The organism is Pseudomonas panipatensis, from assembly GCF_900099785.1.
GTDB classification, from domain to species: Bacteria; Pseudomonadota; Gammaproteobacteria; order Pseudomonadales; family Pseudomonadaceae; genus Pseudomonas; species Pseudomonas panipatensis.
The window spans coordinates 466,241-489,954 of the sequence record NZ_FNDS01000002.1 but is presented as its reverse complement, the minus strand read 5'-3'; the positions used below and the strand labels follow the sequence as shown (position 1 = coordinate 489,954).

General features: G+C 66.7%; 18 protein-coding genes. 6 read left to right on the top strand and 12 right to left on the bottom strand.

The features are described 5' to 3' along the window. Positions 1–12: 12 nt before the first annotated feature. Together BLQ74_RS27400 and BLQ74_RS06380 are read right to left on the bottom strand one after the other, a co-directional pair. The gene (locus BLQ74_RS27400) at positions 13–183 is read right to left on the bottom strand and encodes a hypothetical protein (protein WP_090261703.1); all 171 of its coding nucleotides are present in this window, start codon (positions 181–183) and stop codon (positions 13–15) included. Between the two features lie 89 nt (positions 184–272). After that, positions 273–1,166: an AraC family transcriptional regulator gene (locus tag BLQ74_RS06380; protein ID WP_090261702.1), complete on the bottom strand. Its 894-nt coding sequence runs from the start codon at positions 1,164–1,166 to the stop codon at positions 273–275. Between the two features lie 275 nt (positions 1,167–1,441). Here BLQ74_RS06380 and BLQ74_RS06375 point away from each other — a divergent pair, with 275 nt between their 5' ends. Both BLQ74_RS06375 and BLQ74_RS06370 read left to right on the top strand, forming a co-directional pair. Beyond that, positions 1,442–3,337 (top strand): propionyl-CoA synthetase, encoded by a 1,896-nt coding sequence (locus BLQ74_RS06375; protein WP_090261990.1) that lies wholly within the window; start codon positions 1,442–1,444, stop codon positions 3,335–3,337. A gap of 151 nt (positions 3,338–3,488) precedes the next feature. Beyond that, a complete protein-coding gene (locus BLQ74_RS06370; protein WP_090261701.1) occupies positions 3,489–3,926 on the top strand; it encodes a response regulator in 438 nt (145 codons plus the stop codon). A gap of 44 nt (positions 3,927–3,970) precedes the next feature. Here the strand turns inward: BLQ74_RS06370 and ypfJ are convergent, their stop codons facing one another. Next, entirely contained in the window at positions 3,971–4,861 is an 891-nt protein-coding gene (gene ypfJ / locus BLQ74_RS06365; protein WP_090261700.1) for a KPN_02809 family neutral zinc metallopeptidase, read from the bottom strand. A gap of 67 nt (positions 4,862–4,928) precedes the next feature. Then, positions 4,929–5,789, bottom strand: a complete 861-nt coding sequence (locus tag BLQ74_RS06360) for a PhzF family phenazine biosynthesis protein (RefSeq protein WP_090261699.1) — start codon at positions 5,787–5,789, stop codon at positions 4,929–4,931. Between the two features lie 146 nt (positions 5,790–5,935). Between BLQ74_RS06360 and alaC the strand changes: the two genes are divergently transcribed. Continuing rightward, on the top strand, positions 5,936–7,165 hold the full coding sequence (gene alaC, locus BLQ74_RS06355) for an alanine transaminase (protein WP_090261698.1): 1,230 nt from the start codon (positions 5,936–5,938) through the stop codon (positions 7,163–7,165). A 65-nt stretch (positions 7,166–7,230) separates the two neighbouring features. Here alaC and BLQ74_RS06350 read toward each other — a convergent pair whose 3' ends face one another. Further along, positions 7,231–7,665 (bottom strand): DUF411 domain-containing protein, encoded by a 435-nt coding sequence (locus BLQ74_RS06350; RefSeq protein WP_090261697.1) that lies wholly within the window; start codon positions 7,663–7,665, stop codon positions 7,231–7,233. Positions 7,666–7,837: 172 nt separating this feature from the next. On the opposite strand from BLQ74_RS06350, the gene BLQ74_RS06345 reads away from it, so the two are divergent. Next, positions 7,838–8,305 carry a DUF4345 family protein gene (locus BLQ74_RS06345; protein ID WP_090261696.1) on the top strand — a complete coding sequence of 156 codons (468 nt, stop codon included), beginning with the start codon at positions 7,838–7,840 and terminating at the stop codon, positions 8,303–8,305. Positions 8,306–8,398: 93 nt separating this feature from the next. After that, a complete protein-coding gene (locus BLQ74_RS06340) occupies positions 8,399–8,701 on the top strand; it encodes a DUF1883 domain-containing protein (protein WP_090261695.1) in 303 nt (100 codons plus the stop codon). Between the two features lie 30 nt (positions 8,702–8,731). Here the strand turns inward: BLQ74_RS06340 and trmA are convergent, their stop codons facing one another. From trmA to BLQ74_RS06320, 4 genes are all read right to left on the bottom strand, one after another. Continuing rightward, positions 8,732–9,817, bottom strand: a complete 1,086-nt coding sequence (gene trmA, locus BLQ74_RS06335; protein ID WP_090261694.1) for a tRNA (uridine(54)-C5)-methyltransferase TrmA — start codon at positions 9,815–9,817, stop codon at positions 8,732–8,734. Between the two features lie 126 nt (positions 9,818–9,943). Continuing rightward, positions 9,944–11,239, bottom strand: coding sequence for an NCS2 family permease (locus tag BLQ74_RS06330; protein ID WP_090261693.1), 1,296 nt, complete (start codon positions 11,237–11,239; stop codon positions 9,944–9,946). A 250-nt stretch (positions 11,240–11,489) separates the two neighbouring features. After that, positions 11,490–12,743: a serine hydroxymethyltransferase gene (gene glyA, locus BLQ74_RS06325; RefSeq protein ID WP_090261692.1), complete on the bottom strand. Its 1,254-nt coding sequence runs from the start codon at positions 12,741–12,743 to the stop codon at positions 11,490–11,492. Positions 12,744–12,867: 124 nt separating this feature from the next. Continuing rightward, on the bottom strand, positions 12,868–17,115 hold the full coding sequence (locus tag BLQ74_RS06320) for an EAL domain-containing protein (protein ID WP_425287479.1): 4,248 nt from the start codon (positions 17,113–17,115) through the stop codon (positions 12,868–12,870). 303 nt (positions 17,116–17,418) lie between these two features. Here BLQ74_RS06320 and ettA point away from each other — a divergent pair, with 303 nt between their 5' ends. Continuing rightward, positions 17,419–19,083, top strand: coding sequence for an energy-dependent translational throttle protein EttA (gene ettA, locus BLQ74_RS06315; RefSeq protein WP_090261690.1), 1,665 nt, complete (start codon positions 17,419–17,421; stop codon positions 19,081–19,083). A gap of 56 nt (positions 19,084–19,139) precedes the next feature. Here the strand turns inward: ettA and BLQ74_RS06310 are convergent, their stop codons facing one another. The 3 genes from BLQ74_RS06310 to BLQ74_RS06300 all read right to left on the bottom strand — a co-directional run bounded on the left by BLQ74_RS06310 (position 19,140) and on the right by BLQ74_RS06300 (position 23,690). Continuing rightward, complete coding sequence (locus BLQ74_RS06310; protein WP_090261689.1) at positions 19,140–20,180, bottom strand: cytochrome-c peroxidase; 1,041 nt, start codon at positions 20,178–20,180, stop codon at positions 19,140–19,142. Between the two features lie 377 nt (positions 20,181–20,557). Continuing rightward, complete coding sequence (locus tag BLQ74_RS06305; protein WP_090261688.1) at positions 20,558–21,778, bottom strand: RtcB family protein; 1,221 nt, start codon at positions 21,776–21,778, stop codon at positions 20,558–20,560. A gap of 46 nt (positions 21,779–21,824) precedes the next feature. Continuing rightward, complete coding sequence (locus BLQ74_RS06300) at positions 21,825–23,690, bottom strand: Lnb N-terminal periplasmic domain-containing protein (RefSeq protein WP_090261687.1); 1,866 nt, start codon at positions 23,688–23,690, stop codon at positions 21,825–21,827. Positions 23,691–23,714 lie beyond the last annotated feature (24 nt).

Genomic DNA, 23,714 nt, shown 5'->3' with positions numbered 1-23,714 from the left:
ACTTCAGCTCCTCTAGCGAGGGCTTTGCGGGGGCAGCAGGTGCGGGGCGCGCAGGCGCGCTTCCAGGGTGGAGACGTATAGCCGGGCTTCTTTTTCGCTGCGGAAATCGACGGCCATCTGGTCGAGGCAGACTTGCCAGCGTTGGCTCTTGGTGTTGGCCGATGGACGGACAAGGATGTGCATGATTCGTCACCAGGAGGAGCAAGGGGAGACCTGAGTGTAGTTCCCCCGGCCCGTCGCAAACCGCCACGCGACGATCGGCCGCGGCCCCCTCAGGCGCCGCCGCGACCCTCGCCCAGGCGCGCGCGATAGGCGCTCGGCGACATGCCCATGACCTTGCTGAACAGCCGTGAAAAGTAATAGCTGTCGTCGTACCCCAGCGCCTCGCTGACCTGGGCCACGCTGTGCCCGCTGCTGTCCAGCAACTGGCAGGCGTATTCGATCTTCAGGTGCAGGAAGTGCTGCACCGGGGTGCGCCCGGTCAGGGCCCGGTAGCGGTTGACGAAGTGGAACTTCGACAGGTTGCAGAAGGCCGCCAGTTGCGTCAGTTCCAGGCGCCGCTGGAGGTTCTCGCGCATGTACCCGTGCAGGCTTTCCAGGTCCAGCCCGCCCTCGCGCAGCGGGCGCAACAGGGGCAGTTGGCAGAGCAGGGCGCGCAGGCGGCTGGCGGCGAGCAGGAAGGGCTGGAAGCGATAGCCACTGTGGCGCGCCTCCAGCAGTTGGGCGAAGCCGTTGAGCAGCGCGTGCTGCACGCCCCAGTGGCGCAGCGGCGCGCTGTCGTAGCCGGCGGCCTGGCGCAGCCAGGCAGCGCCATCGCCGCGCAGGTGCACCCAGGAAATGCTCCAGGGCTGCTCGGCGTCGGCGCGGTACGCATGGGCCAGGCCCGGCGGCAGCCAGATCAGGTCGCCGCAGCCGACGCGGAAGTCCTGGGGCCCGCTGGCGCTCTGCACCTGCAAGTCAGCGCCGCCTTCGCTGCAGTAGATCAGCAGGTGGTCGTCGTGGCGGTCGCGGCTCATCTGGTGCCCGTGGGCGCGGCGGTAGTGGCCCATGGAGGTGGGATAGAGATCGCGGCTCAGCGGGTGCGCGGCGAGTTTCGCCTGCAGCGCCGGAGGCAGCAGCAGGCGCAGGCTGTCGGGTGGCAGGGGCCAGTCGGAGGTTCTCGACATCTGGATAGCAGGCTCAGCAATTTAATCCATCAAGACGACAATTTAGTCGATCTTTGCCGTGCTGCGCCGGTGATAGCTTTGCCCTGGTCCTGGTCACTGCATGGTGGTCCAGCAATAAAAGCCGGTTTCGCCCCGTGCCGAGGCGGCTTGCGGCCGGCCGGCGCGATCCTGAGGGAGGGTGCCGCCGGCGTACGACCAAAGGTTGATGGCGACCCCACGGGGCCTGTCCATACTCGTTATTCGACCTCGATAACAACAATTCAGAGGGTCAGATGATGAATTACCGGCAATGCTACGACCGCTCCATTGCGGACCCTGCCAGTTTCTGGGCCGAACAGGCCGCCGCCGTGGCCTGGTACCGGCCTCCGCGCAACATTCTCGAAAACCTCGCCGACGGCAGCCATCGCTGGTTCGCCGATGGCACCCTGAACAGCAGCTACCTGGCCCTCGACCGGCAGATCGCCCTCGGTCGTGGCGAGCAGGCGGCGTTGATCTACGACTCGCCGGTCACCGGCTCCCAGCAAACCTACAGCTACCGCGAGCTGCGCGATGAAGTCGCGCGCCTGGCCGGCGCTTTGCGCGCCCTCGGCGTGGGCAAGGGCGACGGCGTGATCATCTACATGCCGATGGTGCCGCAGGCGGCCATGGCCATGCTCGCCTGCGCGCGCATCGGCGCGGTGCACTCGGTGGTGTTCGGTGGCTTCGCCCCCTACGAACTGGCCCTGCGCATCGACGACGCCAAGCCCAAGCTGCTGCTCACCGCTTCCTGCGGCCTGGAGTTCGACCGGGTCATCGAATACAAGCCATTGGTCGACAAGGCCCTGGAGCTGGCCATGCACCAGCCGGCCCATGTGCTGGTCTGGCAGCGCCCGCAGGCGATGGCCGAGCTGTACCCCGGGCGCGACCTGGACTGGCGCGAGACGGTGGCCCACGCCGAACCGGCCGAGCCGGTGGAGCTGGCCAGCGGCGACCCGCTGTACATCATGTATACCTCCGGCACCACCGGCAAACCCAAGGGCATCGTGCGCGACAACGGAGGCCACGCGGTGGCCTTGCACTACGCCCTGCCGACCATCTTCGGCATGCAGGCCGGCGACGTCTGGTGGGGGATTTCCGATGTCGGCTGGGTGGTCGGCCATTCGCTGATCGTCTATGGCCCGCTGATGAACGGCTGCACCACGCTGTTCTACGAGGGCAAGCCGGTGCGCACCCCGGATGCCGGCGCCTACTGGCGGGTCATCGAGGAACACCGGGTCAACGCGCTGTTCTGCGCGCCCACGGCGATCCGCGCGATCCGCAAGGAAGACCCGCATGGCGAATTGCTCGCCAACTACGACCTGAGTTCGCTGCGCCAGTTGTTCCTCGCTGGCGAGAAGCTCGACAGCAGCACCCAGCACTGGCTGGAGGAACTGACCGGCAAGCCGGTGCACGACCACTGGTGGCAGACCGAGACCGGCTGGCCGGTGACCGCGCCCTGCACCGGGCTCGATGGCCATGAGCTGCGCGCCGGTTCGAGCAACCGCGCGGTGCCCGGCTACCACGTGCAGGTGGTGGACGAGGAAGGCCGCCTGCTCGGCCCCAACGAGACCGGCTCCATCGTGATTTCCCTGCCGTTGCCGCCCGGCTGCGCGCAGACCCTGTGGAACGACCACCCGCGTTACCTGCAGGCCTACCTGCGGGCCTTCCCCGGCTACTATCACACCGGCGACGGCGGCTACGTCGACGAGGACGGTTTCGTCTACATCATGGGCCGCACCGACGATGTGATTAACGTCTCCGGCCACCGCCTGTCCACCGGCGAGATGGAGGAACTGCTGGCGCTGCACGAGGCAGTCGCCGAGTGCGCGGTGATCGCCGTGCAGGATGCGCTCAAGGGCCATGTGCCGCTGGGCCTGGTGGTGCTCAAGGACGACGCGCGGATTGCCGAGGAAGCCCTGCAGCGCGAGCTGGTGGCGCTGGTCCGCGAGCGCATCGGCGCGCTGGCCTGCTTCCAGCGCGTGGTGGTGGTCAAGCGCCTGCCCAAGACCCGCTCCGGGAAGATCCTGCGCGCGGTGCTGCGCAAGATCGCCGACGGCGAAACCTATGCGCCGCCCTCGACCATCGACGATCCGGCGATCCTCGCCGAGATCGCTGCGCGCCTCTCTGGCGCCGGCCTGGCCAGGGCCTGCTGAGCCATAACGCCGGTGGCGGATGCCGGCGTTTCTCCAGGGCTGCATGGCGGCCCTTTTTTTTGCGTCTGGAGGAAAATGCCGGTCGGCCAGCGGTGTGGCGTTATGCCGCTATACTCGATGGCAAATGGCTTGCCCTGGCGGTGCCTTCTCCATGTCGCACAACAGCATCCTCAGTGAAGAGGAAATCGAAGCGTTACTGGAGGTGACTGCCGGATCGCAGTCACGCCCCGTGGTGCTACTGGTCGACGATGACCGCCAAGTGCTGGCGAAAATGCGCCACTGGATCGAGCGTGCGAATTTCCACTGCCTGACCGCCAGCAGCGCCGCCGCGGCCATGCGCCGGATCAGCCGGGACGAGGCTGGCATCGACCTGCTGGTCACCGACCTGCGCATGGAGCATGACGGCTCCGGGCTCGACCTAATCCGCCAGTTGAAGAGCGCCGGCACCTTCCTGCCGATCATCGTCCTCTCCGGCCATGCGCAGACCCGCGAGCTGATCGACGCGATGGAGCTGAACGTGCTGGACTTCATGCTCAAGCCGGTCGATCCGGTGCATTTCGTCGGCGCGCTGCGCCGCTGCCTGGGTTGAGTCCAGGCGCAGGCGCGGTGACTGCCCCCGGCCGGCGGCGAGGCTCAGAGCGCCTGCGCCTTGAAGGTGTCGCACTTGCCCGGCGCGCCGCTCTCGAACCCGACCTTGAACCAGCGCACCCGCTGCGCCGAGGTGCCGTGGGTGAAGGAGTCCGGCATCACGCTGCCGCGTGCCTGGCGTTGCAGGCGGTCATCGCCGATGGCATTGGCGGCGTTCAGGGCGCTTTCCAGGTCGCCCGGTTCCAGCCAGTGCAGGCGCTGCTGGGCGCGATTGGCCCAGACCCCGGCAAAGCAGTCGGCCTGTAGTTCCTGGCGCACGGAGAGCCCGTCGGCGCCCTCCATGCGCGCACCGCGCTGGCGCGCGGCCTGGATCTTGGCGGAGATGCCCAGCAGGTTCTGCACATGGTGGCCGACCTCGTGGGCGATCACGTAGGCACGGGCGAAATCGCCGGCGGCGGAGAAGCGCTGCTCCATCTCGCGGAAGAACCCCAGGTCGAGGTAGACCCGGTGGTCGCCGGGGCAGTAGAAAGGCCCGACCGCCGAGGAGGCGAAGCCGCAGGCGGAGCTTACGCCACCGTTGAAGAGGATCAGCTTGGGCTGCTCGTACGCCTTGTTGCTGTGGGCGAAAATCTGCCCCCAGGTGTCCTCGGTGTCGCCGAGCATGGCACGCACGAAATCCACCTGCGGATCGTTGCCGCTGGCCGGGCGCCCCTGCGCCGGGCGGGGCGCCGGCGCCTGGGTGGCATCCATCTGGCCGAGCAGGCTGCCGAGAATCTGCATCGGGTCCTGGCCCATCAACAGGCCGACCACCACCACCACGGCGACGCCGCCCAGGCTCAGGCCGCGGCCGCCGATGCGCAGGCCGCCACCGCCACCGGCGTCCTCGTCACGGGCGTCCACTACGTTGTCGCTGCGTCGTCCTTTGCCCCAGAGCATGGCGTTTTCTCCTGCGAAAGGTGGGATTCAGTGTCGTCGCCGGGACCGGCCCCGGCCACGCCGGTCGTCAGTCGAGCGCGCAGAGCAGCTCGGCGCGCGCCAGCAACTGCACCTTGCCACCGACCAGGATCTGACCGTCGTTGCCGATCTTCACTTCCAAGCGGCTCGGGCGGCCGAGGAAGCGGCCCTGGGCCAGCTCGAAGGTCTCGCCGCGCTGGGCTTTGCCCAGTTCCACCAGGTAGGCGGCGACCGGGCCGGCAGCGCTGCCGGTGGCGACGTCTTCGACCAGCCCGGCGCTGTCCCAGGTGCGCCCCTCGCGGTTATCCACATCGACCAGGAACACAAAGGCGGCGCCGATGGCCGCCAGCCGCGCGCTGAGCTCGGCGCGCTGGCGGATACGCCCGAGGGCTTGTGCGCGAACCGGCAGCAGCAGGTACGGCAGGCCGGTGCTGACCACCCGCGCGGGGTAGTCGGCGAGGTCGTCGGGATGCAGCGAGAAGGCGTTGGCGAACCAGTGCCGGCCTTCCGCGTCGAGGGTGGCGCCGAACTCGGCCTGGCCCTGGTTCATCTGTGCCTGGAAGCCGGCGCCATGGCGCCGCGTGCTCAGGCTGACCTGCTTGGTGGCCAGTTGCAGCGTCCAGTTCTCCTGCTCGCCGCGCTGGTGGATATGGTGCAGCAGCGCGGCGGCGCCGAGCAGCGGATGGCCGGCGAAGGGTAGTTCCTCCTCCAGGGTGAAAATGCGCGCGGAGTAGGTGTCCAGCTCGGCGCTGGGGTAGAGGAAGATGGTCTCGAACTGACGCAGCTCCTGGGTCAGGGCTTGCAGGGTGGCGTCACTCAGGCCGCGGGCGTCGGCGAACACCGCCAGGCCGTTGCCGCTCAGCGGACGCTCGGCGAAGACATCCAGTTGCCAGTAATGCAGTGGGAACATGGGACTCCAGGGCGACGAAAGAAGGACTCGACAGCGAGCCTAGCGGCGGATATGTTCGCCGACAAGAAAGCCCCGCGCTTTTCAGGCCACAGCAGTGGCCGGCGTCGCTCGGACGGTTCCGGGCGCTTACGTTAATCGAGGAAATCATGACTGAACCCCGTTCAGCTCGCCGCTTTTCGCGCATCGATCGTCTCCCGCCCTACGTCTTCAACATCACCGCCGAACTGAAGATGGCCGCGCGCCGTCGCGGCGAAGACATCATCGACCTGTCGATGGGCAACCCCGATGGCCCGACCCCGCCGCACATCGTCGAGAAGCTGGTGCAGGTCGCCCAGCGCGAAGACACCCACGGCTATTCCACCTCGCGCGGCATCCCGCGCCTGCGCCGGGCCATCTCGCACTGGTACAAGGAGCGCTACGCGGTCGACATCGACCCGGAAAGCGAAGCCATCGTCACCATCGGTTCCAAGGAGGGCCTGGCGCACCTGATGCTGGCCACCCTGGACCACGGTGACAACATCCTGGTGCCCAACCCCAGTTACCCGATCCATATCTACGGCGCGGTGATCGCCGGCGCCCAGGTGCGCTCGGTGCCGCTGGTGCCGGGCATCGACTTCTTCACCGAGCTGGAACGGGCGATCCGCGAGTCCATTCCCAAGCCGAAGATGATGATCCTCGGCTTCCCCTCCAACCCGACCGCGCAGTGCGTCGAGCTGGACTTCTTCGAGCGCGTGGTGGCCCTGGCCAAGCAGTACGACGTGCTGGTGGTGCACGACCTGGCCTATGCCGACATCGTCTTCGACGGCTGGAAGGCGCCGTCGATCATGCAGGTGCCGGGCGCCAAGGACATCGCCGTGGAGTTCTTCACCCTGTCGAAGAGCTACAACATGGCCGGCTGGCGCATCGGCTTCATGGTCGGCAACCCGGAGCTGGTCTCGGCCCTGGCGCGGATAAAGAGCTACCACGACTACGGCACCTTCACCCCGCTGCAGGTGGCCGCCATCGCCGCCCTGGAAGGCGACCAGCAGTGCGTGCGCGACATCGCCAGCCAGTACCAGCAGCGCCGCGACGTGCTGGTCAAGGGCCTGCACGAGGCCGGCTGGATGGTCGAGAATCCCAAGGCTTCCATGTATGTCTGGGCGAAGATCCCCGAGCCCTATGCGCACATGGGCTCGCTGGAATTCGCCAAGAAGCTGCTGCAGGACGCCAAGGTCTCGGTATCGCCGGGCATCGGCTTCGGCGATTACGGCGACGACCATGTGCGCTTCGCCCTGATCGAGAACCGCGACCGCCTGCGCCAGGCCGTGCGCGGGATCAAGGCGATGTTCCGCGCCGATGGGCTGTTGCCCAGGGCGGCGGGCAAGAGCGCCGAGTGAGGCGCTCATAGAAAGAAAAGGGCGGCCAATTGGCCGCCCTTGTTTTTTGCCGTCGCCGTGCGCGCTCAGCGCTGTGGATAATCCGCCAGCACTTCCTGCGAGCCGCTCTTGCTCAAGCCGAGCACTTGATAGGCGTCGTGGTGGTCGCCCATTTCCATCCCCGGTGAGCCCATCGGCATGCCCGGCGCGGCGGCGCCGAGCAGGTCGGGGCGCTGGCGCAGCGTGAGGATGTCGGCGGCGGGCACATGGCCTTCGACGAACTTGCCGTCGATCAGCGCCGTATGGCAGGAGCCCATGGAGGGCGGGACACCCAGGCGCGCCTTCAGCGCCGGCATGTCACTCTCCACGTGGTCCTCGACCTGGAAACCGTTGGCCTGCAGGTGCTGGATCCAGGCCTTGCAGCAACCGCAGTTGGCGTCGCGATGGACTTCGATCTTCAGCGGCTCGGCGGCCTGGGCACCGCCAGCGAACAGGGCGGCGATGAGGAGGATGCGGCGCATGGGAAACTCCTGACAGAAGAGTAGGGCAGGGAGGATACTCCCATAGCTTCCACCGTCTCCGCTTGCCCTGTATCAGCGTATGACGGGTGGCCACGAACTCGCCATGGCGGTCGCGGTCAGCGTCGCTTATCCACAATCCCGCTGCGGCCCGTCGGGCCCAAGGAGAAACCGGATGCTCTTCGCCCGCCTTGTCTTGCTGGTCCAGGCCATGGTCTGGGCCGGCCTGGGCCTGCTGTACTGGGTCCGCCCGTACGAGATGGCCAACCTCAACGGGATGCTGTTGATGGAGCCGGCCTCGGTGAGCGAGGCCCAGGTGTTCTATGGCGGCCACCAGTTCGCCCTGGCGCTGTTCCTGCTGTTTGCCTTGCGCCGCCGCGAGCTGTTGCGCCCGGGTCTGATCCTGGTGGTGCTGGTGCAGCTCACCCTGACCTTGTCGCGCCTGTTGATCGGCTGGAGCGAGGGCGACCTGGGCAGCGACGCCGCCCTCTGGGGGCTGCTCTATCGCGGCGCCATTTCCCTGCTGGCGATCGTCGCCCTGTATTGGCTGGCGCGTCGCAGCCAGGCCCCGGTGGACGTGGCGCCCGAGCCGCCGGGGGTGGCCGCGGAGCAGCTCCGCCAGGCCGATTTCGATGGGCTCTGAGATCGCCGTTGCGCTGGTCCGACGACAGCCCTGGGGGCGCCTGGGCCTTCCGTGCTATCGTGCTGCGCTTTTCGACAGGCGGCAGGCGACAGCATGAAGTTCATCCATCAACGCGAACATCTCAACGAGGGCGATCTGGTGGTCATCGAGTGTTCGCGGACGTGCAACATCCGCCTGATGACCGATGCCAATTTCCGCAGCTTCAAGAACGGCGCCCGGCATGTCTATCACGGCGGCGCCTTCGACACGTTCCCCGCGCGCATCCGCGTGCCCAGCACCGGCTTCTGGAACGTCACCCTCGATACCGTCAGCCGCCGCGCCATCAGCGTGACGCGCAAGCCGGACTTCAAGTACTCGATCAAGTTCGTCCGCAAGACCCCTTCCAACTACAGCTGACCGCGCCGCCCAGCCCGGGGCGGGCGTGCCTCAGCGGCGTTCGAGGAGAACGCCGGCTTCCATGTGGTGGGTATAGGGGAACTGGTCGAACAGGGCGCAGCGCGTGACCTGGTGGGTGTCGTGCAACTGGGCGATGTTCTGCGCCAGGGTCTCCGGGTTGCAGGAGATGTACAGGATGCGCTGGAAACGCCGGGTCAGTTCACAGGTGTCCGGGTCCATGCCGGCGCGCGGCGGATCGACGAAGACGCTGCCGAAGTCGTAGCGCTTCAGGTCGATGTCGGCCAGGCGGCGGAACGGGCGCACCTCGTTGAGCGCCTGGGTCAGCTCCTCGGCGGAGAGGCGCACCAGGCTGACGTTATCCACCGCGTTGTCGGCCAGGTTGGCCAGTGCGGCGTTGACCGAGGTCTTGCTGATCTCGGTGGCCAGCACCTTGCGCACGCGGGTGGCCAGCGGCAGGGTGAAGTTGCCGTTGCCGCAGTAAAGCTCCAGCAGGTCGTCGTCGCGCTGGCCGAGGGTCTCATAGGCCCAGTTCAGCATCTTCTGGCAGACCTCGCCGTTGGGCTGGGTGAAGGCGCCTTCCGGCTGGCGGTAGCGGAACGTCCGCCCGGCCACCTGCAACGCCTCTTCGACATAGTCGCGACCGACCACCAGGCGCTTGCCCCGGGAGCGCCCGACGATGCTCACGCCCAGCTCGGCGGCGAGCGTCTGTGCGGCGGCTTGCCAGGCGTCGTCGACCGGCCGGTGGTAGCAGAGGGTGATGAGCGCGTCGCCAGCCAGGGTGGTGAGGAACTCCACTTGGAACAGCTTGTGCCCCAGCGCCGGCTCGGCCCAGGCCGCCTTCAGGCGCGGCATCAACTGGTTGATACGCTGGCTGGCGATGGGGAAGTCCTCGATGAGGATCGGCGTGTGCTTGTCGCCGGCCTCGAACATCGCGTAGTGGCGCTGTTCGCCTTCACGCCAGAGGCGGAATTCGGCGCGCAGGCGGTAGTGCTCGCGGGGCGAGTCGAACAGCGTCGGCTCGGGAGCGGCGAAGGGCGCCAGCAGCTCGCGCAGGCGTGCGGCCTTCTCGGCCAGTTGGGTGTCGTAGGCGGCGGGATCGAAGCGGGGACTGCTCATGGGGCGGGCGACTCGTGTGGGGCGGCGGCATTCGATGGGTATCACGGTGCTCTACGCCATCCTACGTCATGCATCTGTAGGATGAGTTGAGCGAAGCGATACCCATGCTGCACGGGTAAAGATGACTCAGGCGTTGTACCAGCCCAGCTTGATGACGAACAGCACCGAGAGGATCACCAGCGCCCAGTTCAGCTCGCGGAAGCGGCCGGCGAGCAGCTTGCAGGCGGTCCAGGTGATGAAACCGAAGGCGATGCCGTTGGCGATGGAGAAGGTCAGCGGCATGGCCAGCGCGGTGACCACCACGGGCGCGGCGACGGTGAGATCGTCCCAGTCGATCTCGGCCAGGCCGGAGGCCATCAGTACGGCGACGAAGAACAGCGCCGGGGCGGTGGCGAAAGCCGGCACGTTACCCGCCAGCGGGGCGAAGAACAGCGCCAGGAGGAACAGGATGGCGACCACCACGGCGGTCAGGCCGGTGCGCCCGCCGGCGGAAACGCCGGCCGCCGATTCGATGTAGCTGGTGGTGGTCGAGGTGCCGAGCAGCGAGCCGAACATGGCGGCGGTGCTGTCGGCGATCAGCGCGCGGCCCATCTTCGGCATGTAGCCGTCCTTGCCCATCAGGCCGGCGCGCTTGGCCACGCCGATCAGGGTCCCGGAGTTGTCGAACAGGTCGACGAAGAGGAAGGCGAAGATCACGCTGGTCAGGCCGATGTCCAGGGCGCCCTTGATGTCCAGTTGGAGGAAGGTCGGCGCCAGCGACGGCGGCATCGACATCACGCCGCCGAACTTGCTGATGCCCAGGGCGATGGCGGCGAAGGTCACGGCGAGGATGCCGATCATCACCGCGCCGGTCACGCGGCGGGCTTCCAGGGCGACGATGAGGATGAAGCCGAGAATCGCCAGCAGCGGCTCCGGCTTGGCCAGGTCGCCCATCCCCACCAGGGTCGCCGGGTTGGCCACGACAATGCCGGACTCCTTCAGGGCGATCAGCGCGAGGAACAGGCCGATGCCGGCGGCGATGGCCGAGCGCAGGGCCAGGGGGATGCTGTTGATGATCCACTCGCGGATGCGGAAGATCGAGATCACGAAGAACATGCACGCCGAGAGGAACACCGCGCCCAGCGCTACCTGCCAGGTGTGGCCCATGTGCAGCACCACGGTGTAGGTGAAGAAGGCATTCAGGCCCATGCCCGGCGCCAGGGCGATCGGGTAGTTGGCGATCACCCCCATGATCGTCGAGCCGATGGCCGCGGCCAGGCAGGTGGCGACGAACACCGCGCCCTTGTCCATGCCGGTCTCGCCGAGGATGCTCGGGTTGACGAAAAGGATGTAAGCCATGGTCAGGAAGGTGGTGATTCCCGCCAGGATTTCCGTGCGTACGTTGGTGTTGTGCGCCTTGAGTTGGAACAGCTTTTCCAGCATGTCGTGCTCCCGTGGTTGGGCGTCTTATTCAATCGACCGATCGGTCAGAAAAGGCCGGCTTGCAAGGCCTGGGCAAAAAAGGCGCGCATGATAGCAGCTCGCTCGCATCGGGGGTAACGAGCCTGTCGGTCGGTCTCAGCACGAGCCTAGTTGGCCGCCGCCGGGCCTGCCAGCGGGGGACGATGGCGACGAGACAGCGGAAACGAAAAAGCCCGGCATTCGCCGGGCTTTTCGCGTTCCAGGGTGCGGCTTAGTTGCCGTACACCGGGAACTTGGCGCAGATGGCCTTGACCTTCTCGCGCACGCTGTCGACCACCGACTCGTCGCCCATGTTGGTCAGGATGTCGCAGATCCAGCCGGCCAGCTCGCGGCACTCGGCTTCCTTGAAGCCGCGGGTGGTGACCGCCGGGGTGCCGATGCGCAGGCCCGAGGTGACGAAGGGCGAGCGCGGGTCGTTCGGCACGCTGTTCTTGTTCACGGTGATGAAGGCGCGGCCCAGGGCGGCGTCGGCATCTTTACCGGTGATGTCCTGCTTGATCAGCGAGAGCAGGAACAGGTGGTTCTGGGTGCCGCCGGAGACCACGTCGAAGCCGCGTTCGATGAACACGCTGGCCATGGTCTGGGCGTTTTTCAGGACCTGCTGCTGGTAAGCCTTGAATTCCGGCTGCAGGGCTTCCTTGAAGCACACCGCCTTGGCGGCGATGACGTGCTCCAGCGGGCCGCCCTGGGCGCCCGGGAAGACCGCGGAGTTGAGCTTCTTCTCGATCTCTTCGTTCTTGCGCGCGAGGATCAGGCCGCCGCGCGGGCCGCGCAGGGTCTTGTGGGTGGTGGTGGTGACCACGTCGGCGAACGGCACCGGGTTCGGATACACGCCAGCGGCGACCAGGCCGGCGACGTGGGCCATGTCGACGAACAGGTAGGCTCCGACCTTGTCGGCGATGGCGCGGAAGCGGGCGAAGTCCAGTACCTGGGAATAGGCGGAGAAGCCGGCGACGATCATCTTCGGCTTGTGCTCGACGGCCAGGCGCTCGACTTCGTCGTAGTCGATCAGGCCGTTGGCGTCGATGCCGTACTGCACGGCGTTGTACAGCTTGCCGGAGGAGGAGACGCTGGCGCCGTGGGTCAGGTGGCCGCCGTGGGCCAGGCTCATGCCGAGGAGGGTGTCACCGGCATTCAGCAGGGCCAGGTAGACCGCGGCGTTGGCCTGGGAACCGGCATGCGGCTGGACGTTGGCGTAGTCGGCGCCGAACAGTTGCTTGGCGCGATCGATGGCCAGTTGCTCGACCACGTCGACGTACTCGCAACCACCGTAGTAGCGCTTGCCCGGGTAGCCTTCGGCGTACTTGTTGGTCAGCACGGAACCCTGGGCTTCCATCACCGCCGGGCTGGTGTAGTTCTCGGAGGCGATGAGCTCGATGTGCTCTTCCTGGCGCTGGGCTTCTTGCTCCATCGCGGCAAAGAGTTCGGCATCGTAGCGGGCGAGGGTCAAATCACGGCTGAACATGGCGGTCCTCATAAGGATCGGTGCTGGGAAAAGGTGCGCATTCTAACCCATGCCGGCTGTGCTGGCACATGAAACGCGGTCATGTGCCGGACAAGTGGCTTTCACGCGGCTGGCGCGGCGCCTTTCAGCCGAGCAGGAACAGGGCGTTGCTGGAGAACAGCGCGGCGAACTGCTCGGGGCTCATCGGCCGGCCGAAGAGGAAGCCCTGCACCTCGTCGCAGCCGTGTTCGCGGAGGAAATCCAGTTGCTCCTGGCTCTCCACGCCTTCGGCGATCGCCATCAGGTTCAGGCTGTGGGCCATGGCGATGATGGCGCGGGCGATCTGCGCATCCTGTTCGCCGTGGGGCAGGCCGTCGACGAAGCTGCGGTCGATCTTCAGCACGTCGATGGGGTACTGCTTGAGGTAGTTCAGCGACGAGTAGCCGGTGCCGAAGTCGTCCACCGCAATGGCCAGCCCCAGTTGCTTGAGGCCGGAGAGGATGTGCATGGCCTGCGATACATCGTTCATCAGGATGCTTTCGGTCAGCTCCAGTTCCAGGCAGGCCGGCGCGATGCCGGTTTCCGCGAGGATGGCGGCGATGCGCGTGCCCAGTTGGCCGTCGGCGAACTGTCGGGCGGAGAGGTTCACCGAGACCTTGGGCACCCGCACCTTGTCGCGGTGCCAGGTCTTCAACTGCTGGCAGGCCTCGGCCAGCAGCCAGTCGCCGACCTGGGCGATCAGGCCGAGTTCCTCCAGCACCGGGACGAATTCGGTCGGCGGGATCAGCCCGCGGCGCGGGTGGCGCCAGCGCAGCAGGGCCTCGGCGCCGGTCAGGCGGCGGCCGTCGCCGGTGAACTGCGGCTGGTAGTGGAGGATGAACTCGTTCTGCTCGATGGCGCGGCGCAGGTCGCTTTCCAGCTCCAGGCGTTCCAGGGCGCGGGCGTTCATCTCGGCCTGGTAGAACTGGAAGTTGTTCTTGCCGACTTCCTTGGCGTGGTACATGGCGGTGTCGGCGTTCTTCATCAACTGGCTCAGCTCGGCGCCATCCTGGGGCGACAAGGCCACGCCGATACTGGCGGTGACGAAGAATTCGCGGCCTTCGAGGGTGAAGGGCCGGGCCAGGCTGGCGAGAATCTGCTCGGCGACCTGGATGGCGCGCTTGAGCGCGCTCTCGCGATCGACGCGGCCAGGCAGCAGCAGGGTGAACTCGTCGCCGCCCATGCGCGCCACCGTGTCGGTATCGCTGACGCAGTGGCTCAGGCGCTCGGCCACTTCCTTGAGCATGCGGTCGCCGGCGGCGTGGCCGAGGGAGTCGTTGATCGGCTTGAAGCGGTCGAGATCGAGGAACATCAGCACCACCCACTGGCGATGGCGCTCGGCCTGCGTCAGGGCGGTGTGCAGGCGGTCCTGGAACAGCGTGCGGTTGGGCAGGTGGGTCAGGGCGTCGTAGTAGGCCAGGCGGTGGATGCGCCGTTCGCTGGCCTTGCGCTCGCTGATATCGCTGAAGAAGCAGACGAAGCTGACCAGGTCGCCTTCTTCGTCCTGCACCGCGGTGATGCCGACCCAGGACGGATAGAGTTCGCCGCTCTTGCGCTTCTGCAGGATCTCGCCTTCCCAGCTTCCGCTCAGTTGCAGGCTGTCGAGCACATGCTTGAGCTGGTTGGCTTCCTGGCGGTCGGCGGTGAGCAGGCGCGGCTGCTGGTCCAGCACCTCGGCGGCGGTGTAGCCGGTGAGGCGCGAGAAGGAGTCGTTGACCTGGACGATGTAGCCGGCCGGGTCGGTGACCATGATCGCCGCGGTGGAATGCTCGAAGACCGTAGCCGCCATGCGCATTTCGCGCTCGGCGCGGCGTTGCTGGCTGATGTCGCGGGCCACGCCGAGCAGGCCGACGAAGCGTCCGTGGTCATCCCACATGAGGGCGATGCGCAGGTCCACGGGAATCTTGCGGCCGTCGGCGCGCAGGCAGTCGAGGTTGAACAGGTGTACCGCGCTGGACTCGCGCAGCGCGGCCAGGCGTTGTGGCGCATCGATGGCGTCGCGCACGCGCTCCAGCAGGGCGTTCAGACGGGCCAGTTGTATCGGGTTGGTGGCGACATTCTGGAAGCCGTTCTGCAGCAGCCATTCCGGGCTGTAGCCGAAGGTCTGCTGGATCGACGGACTGATGTAGTCGATGTTCAGCCGGGCGTCGGTGGTGAGGATGACGTCGCTGATGCTCTCCGCCAGCATCTGGTAGCGGCGGCTGCTTTCGCGCAGCGAGTTGCTCGCCTCGACGCTCTCGGTGATGTCCTTGACCACGCCGATCAGGCGCGCCACGCGTCCTTCGGCATCGCGGCTGAAGGCCTGCTCGCGGATGTCGAACCAGTGCCAGCTGCCGTCCCGGTGGCGCCAGCGCATCTGGCTGTCGAGCAGGATGCTGTCGCCGATCACCTGCTGCAGATTGCGCACGCGCCAGTAGTACTCGGCATCGTCCGGGTGCAGCAGAAGTTCCCAGAACTGTTCTCCCATGTGCTCCAGTTCGGCGTCGCTGTAGCCGAGCTTGATGCCCAGGTGGTGGTTGCTGAAGAGCACCCGGCGCGAAGGGATTTCCTGGATGTAGAGGGTATCCGGGACCGCGCGAACCGCGTCGGACCAGAATTTCTCGCGCTCGATCAGGGACAGCTCGATCTGTTTGCGGCTGCTGATGTCGGACAGGCTGAGGGTGACCGCGCCGAAGTCTTGCGGCCGCTCCGGCATGCGGACTTGCAGCCAGAAGTGGTGCAGTTCGCCTTGCCGGCTGCGCAGGGCGACTTCCTGCTCGACCACGCTGGCGCCGCTCAGTACCGCGACGATCAAGCGCACGCGCACGCTGCCCGGACGCCGCGCAGTGCCGCCGATCAGGTGCCGCCAGGCCTGTTCGCTGCTGCTCACGCCGAGCAGGCCCTTGGCCACATCGTTGATCTCGCTGACGCGGATCAGCCGCAGCAGCCTCGGCCAGTGCTCTTCGCGCTGATCCAGCCAATCCTGCAGCGCCGCTTCGTCGCGCAGGCCGTTGTCGATCAGGAACTCGCGCAGCGCGGCCAGATCGAGCACGCAAAGCGCTACGCCGACGCCGTCGAAGATGTCCTGATAGCGCCGCCGGGTTTCTTCCAGCACTTGCAGCGAACGCTGCTCCTCGGTGACGTCGCGCAGCACCCAGACATTGCCGCCTTGCGGCAGGCTGCCGCGCAGCACCCAGGAGATTTCCGCCGGTAGCTGGCTGTCGTCCAGGGCGTGGTGGCTGACGGCGAACACGCGGAGGCGGCCGTGGTGCTCCAGGCTTACCAGCTCGGTGCCGGTAGCGGGTTGCGCGCCATCCGGCGGCGACGGCTGGCCGAGTCCCGGCAGCAGGTTCATCAGGTAGTGCCGCTCGGCATCCTCGGCGCGGATGCCGAATAACTGTTCGGCCTGCGGATTGAGGTAGGCCAGGCGACCGTCGGCACGGGTCACCAGAACGCGCTCGTCGATGGCGGCCAGGGCCTGGGCGGCCTGGCGCAGGCGCGATTGCGAGTCGGCGGTGAGCGCGCGCAGATTCTGCTGCTCGCGCTGCAGGCGCCACAAGGCGGCGCAGGTCACGCCGCCGAGCATGAGCAGCAAGGCCAGCTCGCCCGCCAGGCGCGGCAACAGGTTGCGACTGGCCTGGCTGGGGTCCAGCAACGGACGCACCTGCCAGTCGCTGTTGGCGATGCTCACGCCATCCAGGCGTTGCGAGCCGGCGCCGGACTCGACGCTGACGGGCGGCGGTAACGCGCTGTCGTCGGGGTGGCTGAAGATCGTCTTGCCGTTGGCATCTTCCAGCAGCCAGGGGGGCGTACCGAGCGGCGCCTTGCCCTCCCATTGGCGGCGGGACTCGTTGGCGTCGATGCGCAGGATGGCGATCGGGCCATCGGCGCTGTCTTCCGGGCGCAGCAGCACGTAGACGAGGCCGCCAGCGCTTTCACTGTAGCTGTAGTAGAACGCCCGGCCGTTGCTGCGCCGCAGCAGACTGCCGATGAAGTCGTCGTCTGCGCTGCCCGGGGCGGTATCCAGTTGCGGTCTGCCATCGCGGTCCAGCCAGACCAGGCTGCGCAGCGCCGGGTACAGGCGGCCCAGGTCGCCCATCAGGGTGGCCGGCTCTTCGTTCAGGCGCAGGCGCTGGCTGGCCAGGGTGCGCGCGGCGAGGGCCTTGAGCTCCAGCATCAGCGACAGTTGCCGGGCCAGTTCCTGGCCGTACAGAGTGACCCGCTCGCGCTCGAAGCGTTCTTGGCTGACGTACTCCTGGCGCAACTGCCACAGCAGCAGGCCGAGCATCAACAGGACGAGCAGCAGCAGGCCGCTCTTGGTGGCCAGTCGTCCTGGTCGGGCCAGGCTGGCCGGAGAACGAGAGGGTTTTGACAAGAAGCGGCTACCTGGGGGCGAAACGACAGGATTCGGCGCGCAGTAGCATGCCTTGAAGCGCGGCTAAGTGCCAGTACGGCCGACGAGCGTCGTTTGCCCTTCCCGGTCCATTCCGGTAGCTTTGCCGCACGCGCGCGCTGGTCAGTGCGCTCATTTTTCGCGAAATCGGTCGTATCGACCCTGGTTTCGCTCGCCGCCCGCGACGAGTGGCAGCGCCCTGCATGGGCGGGCCGCCCTCTATGCCGGGGCGAGATAGCCGTAGCGGCATTTCCCAATCATCTTCATCCCAGAAGCTAGGTATCCATGGCTCAATACGTCTACACCATGCACCGGGTCGGCAAGGTCGTGCCGCCCAAGCGTGAAATCCTCAAGGACATCTCCCTGTCGTTCTTCCCCGGCGCCAAGATCGGCGTGCTCGGCCTGAACGGCGCGGGTAAATCCACCCTGCTGCGCATCATGGCCGGTGTCGACACCGAGATCGAAGGCGAAGCCCGGCCGATGCCCGGCATCAACGTCGGCTACCTGCCGCAGGAGCCCAAACTCGACCCGCAGGCCAACGTGCGCGAGATCGTCGAGGAGGCCGTCGGGCAGATCAAGCAGGCCCAGGCCCGCCTGGACGAGGTCTATGCCGCCTATGCCGAGCCGGACGCCGACTTCGACGCCCTGGCCGCCGAGCAGGCCAAGCTGGAAGCCATTCTGCAAGCCTCCGACGGGCACAACCTGGAGCGTCAGCTGGAAGTCGCCGCCGACGCCCTGCGCCTGCCGCCGTGGGATGCCAAGATCGAGCACCTGTCCGGTGGCGAGAAGCGCCGTGTGGCGCTCTGCCGCCTGCTGCTGTCGGCGCCGGACATGCTGCTGCTGGACGAACCGACCAACCACCTGGACGCCGACTCGGTGGCCTGGCTGGAGCACTTCCTGCACGACTTCCCGGGCACCGTGGTGGCCATCACCCACGACCGCTACTTCCTCGACAACGTCGCCGGCTGGATTCTCGAACTGGACCGTGGCCACGGCATCCCCTTCGAGGGCAACTACTCCGGCTGGCTGGAATCCAAAGCCAACCGCCTGGCCCAGGAAGCCAAGCAGGAAGCCTCCCACGCCAAAGCCATGAAGGCCGAGCTGGAGTGGGTGCGCCAGGGCGCCAAGGGCCGCCAGGCCAAGTCCAAGGCCCGCCTGCAGCGCTTCGAGGAACTGCAATCGCAGGAATTCCAGAAGCGCAGCGAGACCAACGAGATCTATATCCCGGCCGGTCCGCGCCTGGGCGACAAGGTCATCGAGTTCCATAACGTCTGCAAGGGCTATGGCGACCGCGTGCTGATCGACAACCTGTCGTTCAGCGTGCCCAAGGGCGCCATCGTCGGCGTGATCGGCGGTAACGGTGCCGGTAAGTCGACCCTGTTCCGCATGATCATGGGCAAGGAGCAGCCGGATTCGGGCAGCATCGAGATCGGCGAGACCGTGCAACTGGCCAGCGTCGACCAGAGCCGCGACAGCCTGGAAGGCAACAAGACCGTCTGGGAACAGGTTTCCGATGGTTTCGAGCAGATCAAGATCGGCAACTACGAAGTTCCCTCGCGCAGCTACGTCGGCCGCTTCAACTTCAAGGGCGCCGACCAGCAGAAGTTCGTCAAGGACCTCTCCGGCGGTGAGCGTGGCCGTCTGCACCTGGCCCTGACCCTGAAGCAGGGCGGCAACGTGCTGCTGCTCGACGAACCGTCCAACGACCTCGACGTGGAAACCCTGCGTGCTCTGGAAGAAGCGCTGCTGGACTTCCCCGGCGCCGCCATCGTGATCTCCCACGATCGTTGGTTCCTCGATCGGATCGCCACCCACATCCTCTCCTACGAGGACGATGGCCAGGTGATCTTCTTCGAAGGCAACTACACCGAGTTCGAGGCCGATCGCAAGAAGCGCCTCGGCGACGCCGCCTCGCAGCCGCACCGCGTGCGCTACAAGAAGCTGGCGTAAGCCTGCGCGCGATGAAGAACGGGGCCGACTGGCCCCGTTTTTTTTTTGCCCGCTGATCAGCCCTTGGGACGCGGGGTTTTCTCGCTGCTCGGCGGCAGGAGCGGGTATTCCACGCGGGGCTGCGTGCCGGTCAGGGTCTTGAGGAACGCGGTGATGGCGGTGGTTTGCCCATCGTCGAGCTGCTTGCCCAGTTGCGCGGTGCCCATGACGGCGACGGCCTGTTTCAGATCCCAGACTTGGCCGCTGTGGAAGTAAGGCGCGGTCAGCGCCACATTGCGCAGCGGGGCGACACGGAACACGTACTTGTCGCTCTGCGTCTTGGTGATTGCGAAGCGACCCTGGTCCGCGTCGGGCAGAACCTTGTTGTTCGGTTTCTGCACCACGCCGAACTGGAAGTACGCCTGGCCCCCCAGGTTGACGCCGTTGTGGCAACTGACGCAGCCCGCGGCGATGAAGGTCTGCAGGCCGTTTTTCTCCTCGCTGTCGAGTGCCTGATCGTCGCCCTTCAGGTAGCGGTCGAAGCGCGAGTCCGGGGTGATCAGTGTGCTCTCGAAGGCCTGGATGGCCCGCGCCATGTTGTCGAAACTGACCGGTTTCTTGTCGTTGGGGAAGGCTTTGCCGAAGGCGCTGACGTAGTCTGGAATGCTGCTCAGTGTCTGTTCCACGTCCTGTGGCGTGCTGTGCATTTCCACCGGGTTCTGCACCGGGCCCTTGGCCTGTTCTTCCAGGTCCTTGGCGCGACCGTCCCAGAACTGCGAGGCATTGAGCACCGCGTTGAACACGGTCGGTGAGTTGCGTGCGCCCTTCTGCCAGGCATGGCCGGTGGAGGTCGGCACGTTGTCGGCGCCGCCGCTGCCGATGTTGTGGCAGCTGTTGCAACTGATCACGTGGCTGCTGGACAGCCGCGGTTCGAAGAACAGTTGCTTGCCGAGCGCCACTTGGTCGGCGTTGATCGCCGTGCCGTGAAGTTCGCTGATCTGGTTGGGAATGGGTTTGAAGATGGCGGTGGCCTGATCGCGTAATGCGTCAGCGTGGGCGGTGGCACTGCTCGCACTCAGCAGCAGGCTGCCTAGGGCCAGGATTCTGGCGGGCTGCATGGACGTTCCCCTTTTTTAGGTTGTGGTGATTCCCCGCAGGTACAGATAGGGCTGCGCCCGCTGCCCGAGCCTTGACGCGGGTCAAGGATAGGGGCTGTTCGGAAATCTCCCATGCATCCGGTAATGCCCGTCCTAGAGCGCTTCGGTCGTGGTGGAAGGCGCCGTCGTCAGGCGCCGCTGCGGTCAGCGCTGGCATCCTTGCGCGCCGTTCCCGACCCGGCGCGGCTCGCTGCGTCGTACGCGGAATCCAGCCGAGCAATGCCCGGCTGGGAGGAGCGCCAGAGGCAAATGCGAAGGGCCGGCGAAGGGGAGAGGGGGGACAAGCTCGCCACGGGCGTGTCGAGCGCGGCGGCGCGGCCTTGCCCGGCCGCGCCTGGCTAGCCTTTCACGCACACCACCTGGCGCAGGGTGTGCAGCACTTCGACCAGCTCGCGCTGGGCGTTCATCACCGCGTCGATGTCCTTGTAGGCCATGGGAATCTCGTCGATCACATCCTTGTCCTTGCGGCACTCGACGTGGGCGGTGGCGCGGATCTGGTCTTCGACGCTGAACAGCTTCTTCGCCTTGCTCCGGCTCATGCTCCGGCCGGCGCCGTGGCTGCAGGAGCAGAACGCCTCCTCGTTGCCCAGGCCGCGCACGATGAAGCTCTTCGCGCCCATGGAGCCGGGGATGATGCCCAACTGGCCCTTCTGCGCGGAGACCGCACCCTTGCGGGTCACCAGCACCTCCTGGCCGAAGTGGCGTTCCTTCTGTACGTAGTTGTGGTGGCAGTTCACCGCCTCCAGGCTGGCCTCGAAGGGTTTGCCGATGACCTTGCGCGCCGCGGCGATCACCGCTTGCATCATCAGTTCGCGGTTCTGTCGGGCGAAATCCTGTGCCCAGCCGACCGCTTCCACATAGTCATCGAAGTGCGGGCTGCCTTCTTCGAAGTAGGCCAGGTCGCGGTCGGGCAGGTTGGCGATGTGCTGGCGCATGTCCGCCTGGGCCAGTTCGATGAACAGGTTGCCGATGGCGTTGCCGACGCCGCGCGAACCGCTGTGCAGCATGAACCACACGCGATCGGCCTCGTCGAGGCAGACCTCGATGAAGTGGTTGCCGGTGCCCAGGGTGCCCAGGTGCACGCGCTGGTTGGTTTTCTCCAGGCGCGGGTATTTGCCGGTGATCGCCTTGAAGCGTCCGGCGAGGGCTTGCCAGGCTTGGTCGGCAGCCTTGGGCACGTCGTCCCAGGCGCCCTGATCGCGTTTGCCGAAGGTCTTGCCATGGGGCACGGCCTTCTCGATGGCGCTGCGCAGGCCGTGCAGGTTGTCCGGCAGGTCCGCCGCCCGCAGCGAGGTGCGCGCGGCGATCATGCCGCAGCCGATGTCCACGCCGACGGCGGCCGGGATGATGGCGCCGCGGGTGGGGATCACGCTGCCGATGGTCGAGCCCTTGCCCAGGTGCACGTCCGGCATCACCGCCAGGTGTTTGAAGATGAACGGCATCTTCGCCGTATTGATCAGTTGCTGGCGGGCCTCGTCTTCCACCGGTACGCCCTGGGTCCAGAGCTTGATCGGCTTGCCGCCGGCGACGTCGAGCACGCTGGGGGCGTGGGCTTTCATGATGACGGTCCTGCCCGCCGCGAGGGCGGGCGCTGGGGGAGTGTGCTCAGTAATGGTACCAGCGCAGCTCCAGCATCACTTCATTGATCGGCCCGGCGAGATGGCTGTATTCGCGGTCGGCGGACAAGCGCAGGCCGAGGTTGCGGCTCAGCTCGAACTGCTGGCCGAGACTCAGGTTGCGGCGCACTTCGCCGTTGTGGAAGTAGTCGCCCTTGGCTTCCAGCGACAGGTTGCCCAGGCCGTTGCGCCAGAGCAGGCCGCCGTCGAAGCCAAGCGCCGGGGCGATGGTGGCGGCGAAGTCGGGGTTGTTCTCGATGCGTGCGGTGCCCAGGGCATAGGCCTGCAGGTCGTCGCTGACTTTCCAGCTGCCGCCGGCGCCACCGTTGAGGTGCGCGACCAGGCTGTCGTGATGCTCGTCGCTGTGCTTGCCGAGCACCCGCTCCCAGCCGCTGGAGACTTGCCAGGAGAGGGGCTGCAGCAGTTCGTTGCGCGGGGTCAGCGAGCGAATGGTGACCAGGTCGAGTCGCTGCAGTTGCCAGCGGTTGCCTTCGTACTGGCGCAGTTTGAGCTGGCCCAGCTCGATCTGCGCGCCGAGGGGGAAGCCGTAGAGATTGTCCTCCAGGTCGTGGTAGGCCATGCGCAGGCCGTAGTCGGCGAAAGCGCGGCCGTCGCGGCTGCCGGCGCCGAGCTGCCAGGTGCGCGACTGGTGGCCTTCCTCGGGTTGGCCGGGGCGCTCCACTGGCAGGGGCGGCGGCGGATTGCGGTTGATCGCGCGCAACAACTGGTAGCTGCGCGCCGCGTCCAGTTCGTCGCGTTCCTTGCCGGTGGCGCGGTAGCGCAGCAGGCGGAAGGCGGTGTCCTGCACCAGGGCCTGGCGATCGGCTGGCAGGGCCTTGAATTCGCTACCGTCGAGCAGCTTGTCGTCATCCGCCAGGCGGCGCGCCAGGCGCTTCTCGGCGCGGTTCAGCGGCTCGGCGCGGGCCAGCAGCTCCTTTTCCCGCGAGGGACGGTAGTCGATGCGCTCGATCATCCCGGCGTTCTTCACCGCGCGCACGGTGTCGGTGGGGATCGCGGTCAGCGGGAAGTGTTCGGTGAGCCGGGTGCCGGGGCGGGCGATCTCCAGCAATTCGAGCAGGCGGAACGAGCAGTTCTCGTCGAAGAAGTAGTACTTGAAACGAACCTGTTTGAGTTCCCAGACGTGTTCGATCATGCGCCCGGTCTCTTCGGCCGTCAGGTTCAGCCGGTACTCCCACAGGTCGCGGTTCTCCAGACGGCTGTATTCGGAGAGTTTCTCGCGATAGGGGACCAGCGCGAACAACCCGGGATAGCCACCCATCAGGCCCTTCCAGGCATAGAGGATGCTGTTGTTCATGCCCTCGATGTAGGCGCCGAAGTTCAGCGCGTAGCTGAGCAGCGCGGTGTTGTTGCTGTCGACGTCGGCCTGGTCGATGCGCAGCAGGGTATGGCCGAACATCGACGAGGGGCTGTTCAGGTAGGCCGCGGGGAACACCAGCACCGTGCTGTGCGGGTTGATGTCGGTGTACCAGGTGGCGAATTCCTTGCACTGGGGCTGCGGCAGGTCGCTCAGTCGCAGTTGTTGCTTCAGCCAGCGGGTGCGCGCCGGGAACACGCACTGGGCTTGTTTGTCGCCGAGGCTGGCCGGGGCATAGAGGGCTTTCAGCGTGGCCTTGAGTTCGGCTTCGGGGTTCTCTCCGCCATCGGCGGCGAGGAAGAACTTCGGGTCATCGACATAGCTGCGCCAGCCGCCGAGCTTGCCTGGGGTGTAGTGCCCGAGGGCCAGCCAGTAGGGCTGGCTCGCGAGGGCCTGCAGACGGGATTCGGTAATCTGCGGTGTCGCGTGCAGGGAGGCGCAGGCGCACAGCGCCAGCCAGGGCAACAGGCGTTGGGGCATTGGAACCCTTAAAGGCAAGGAGGG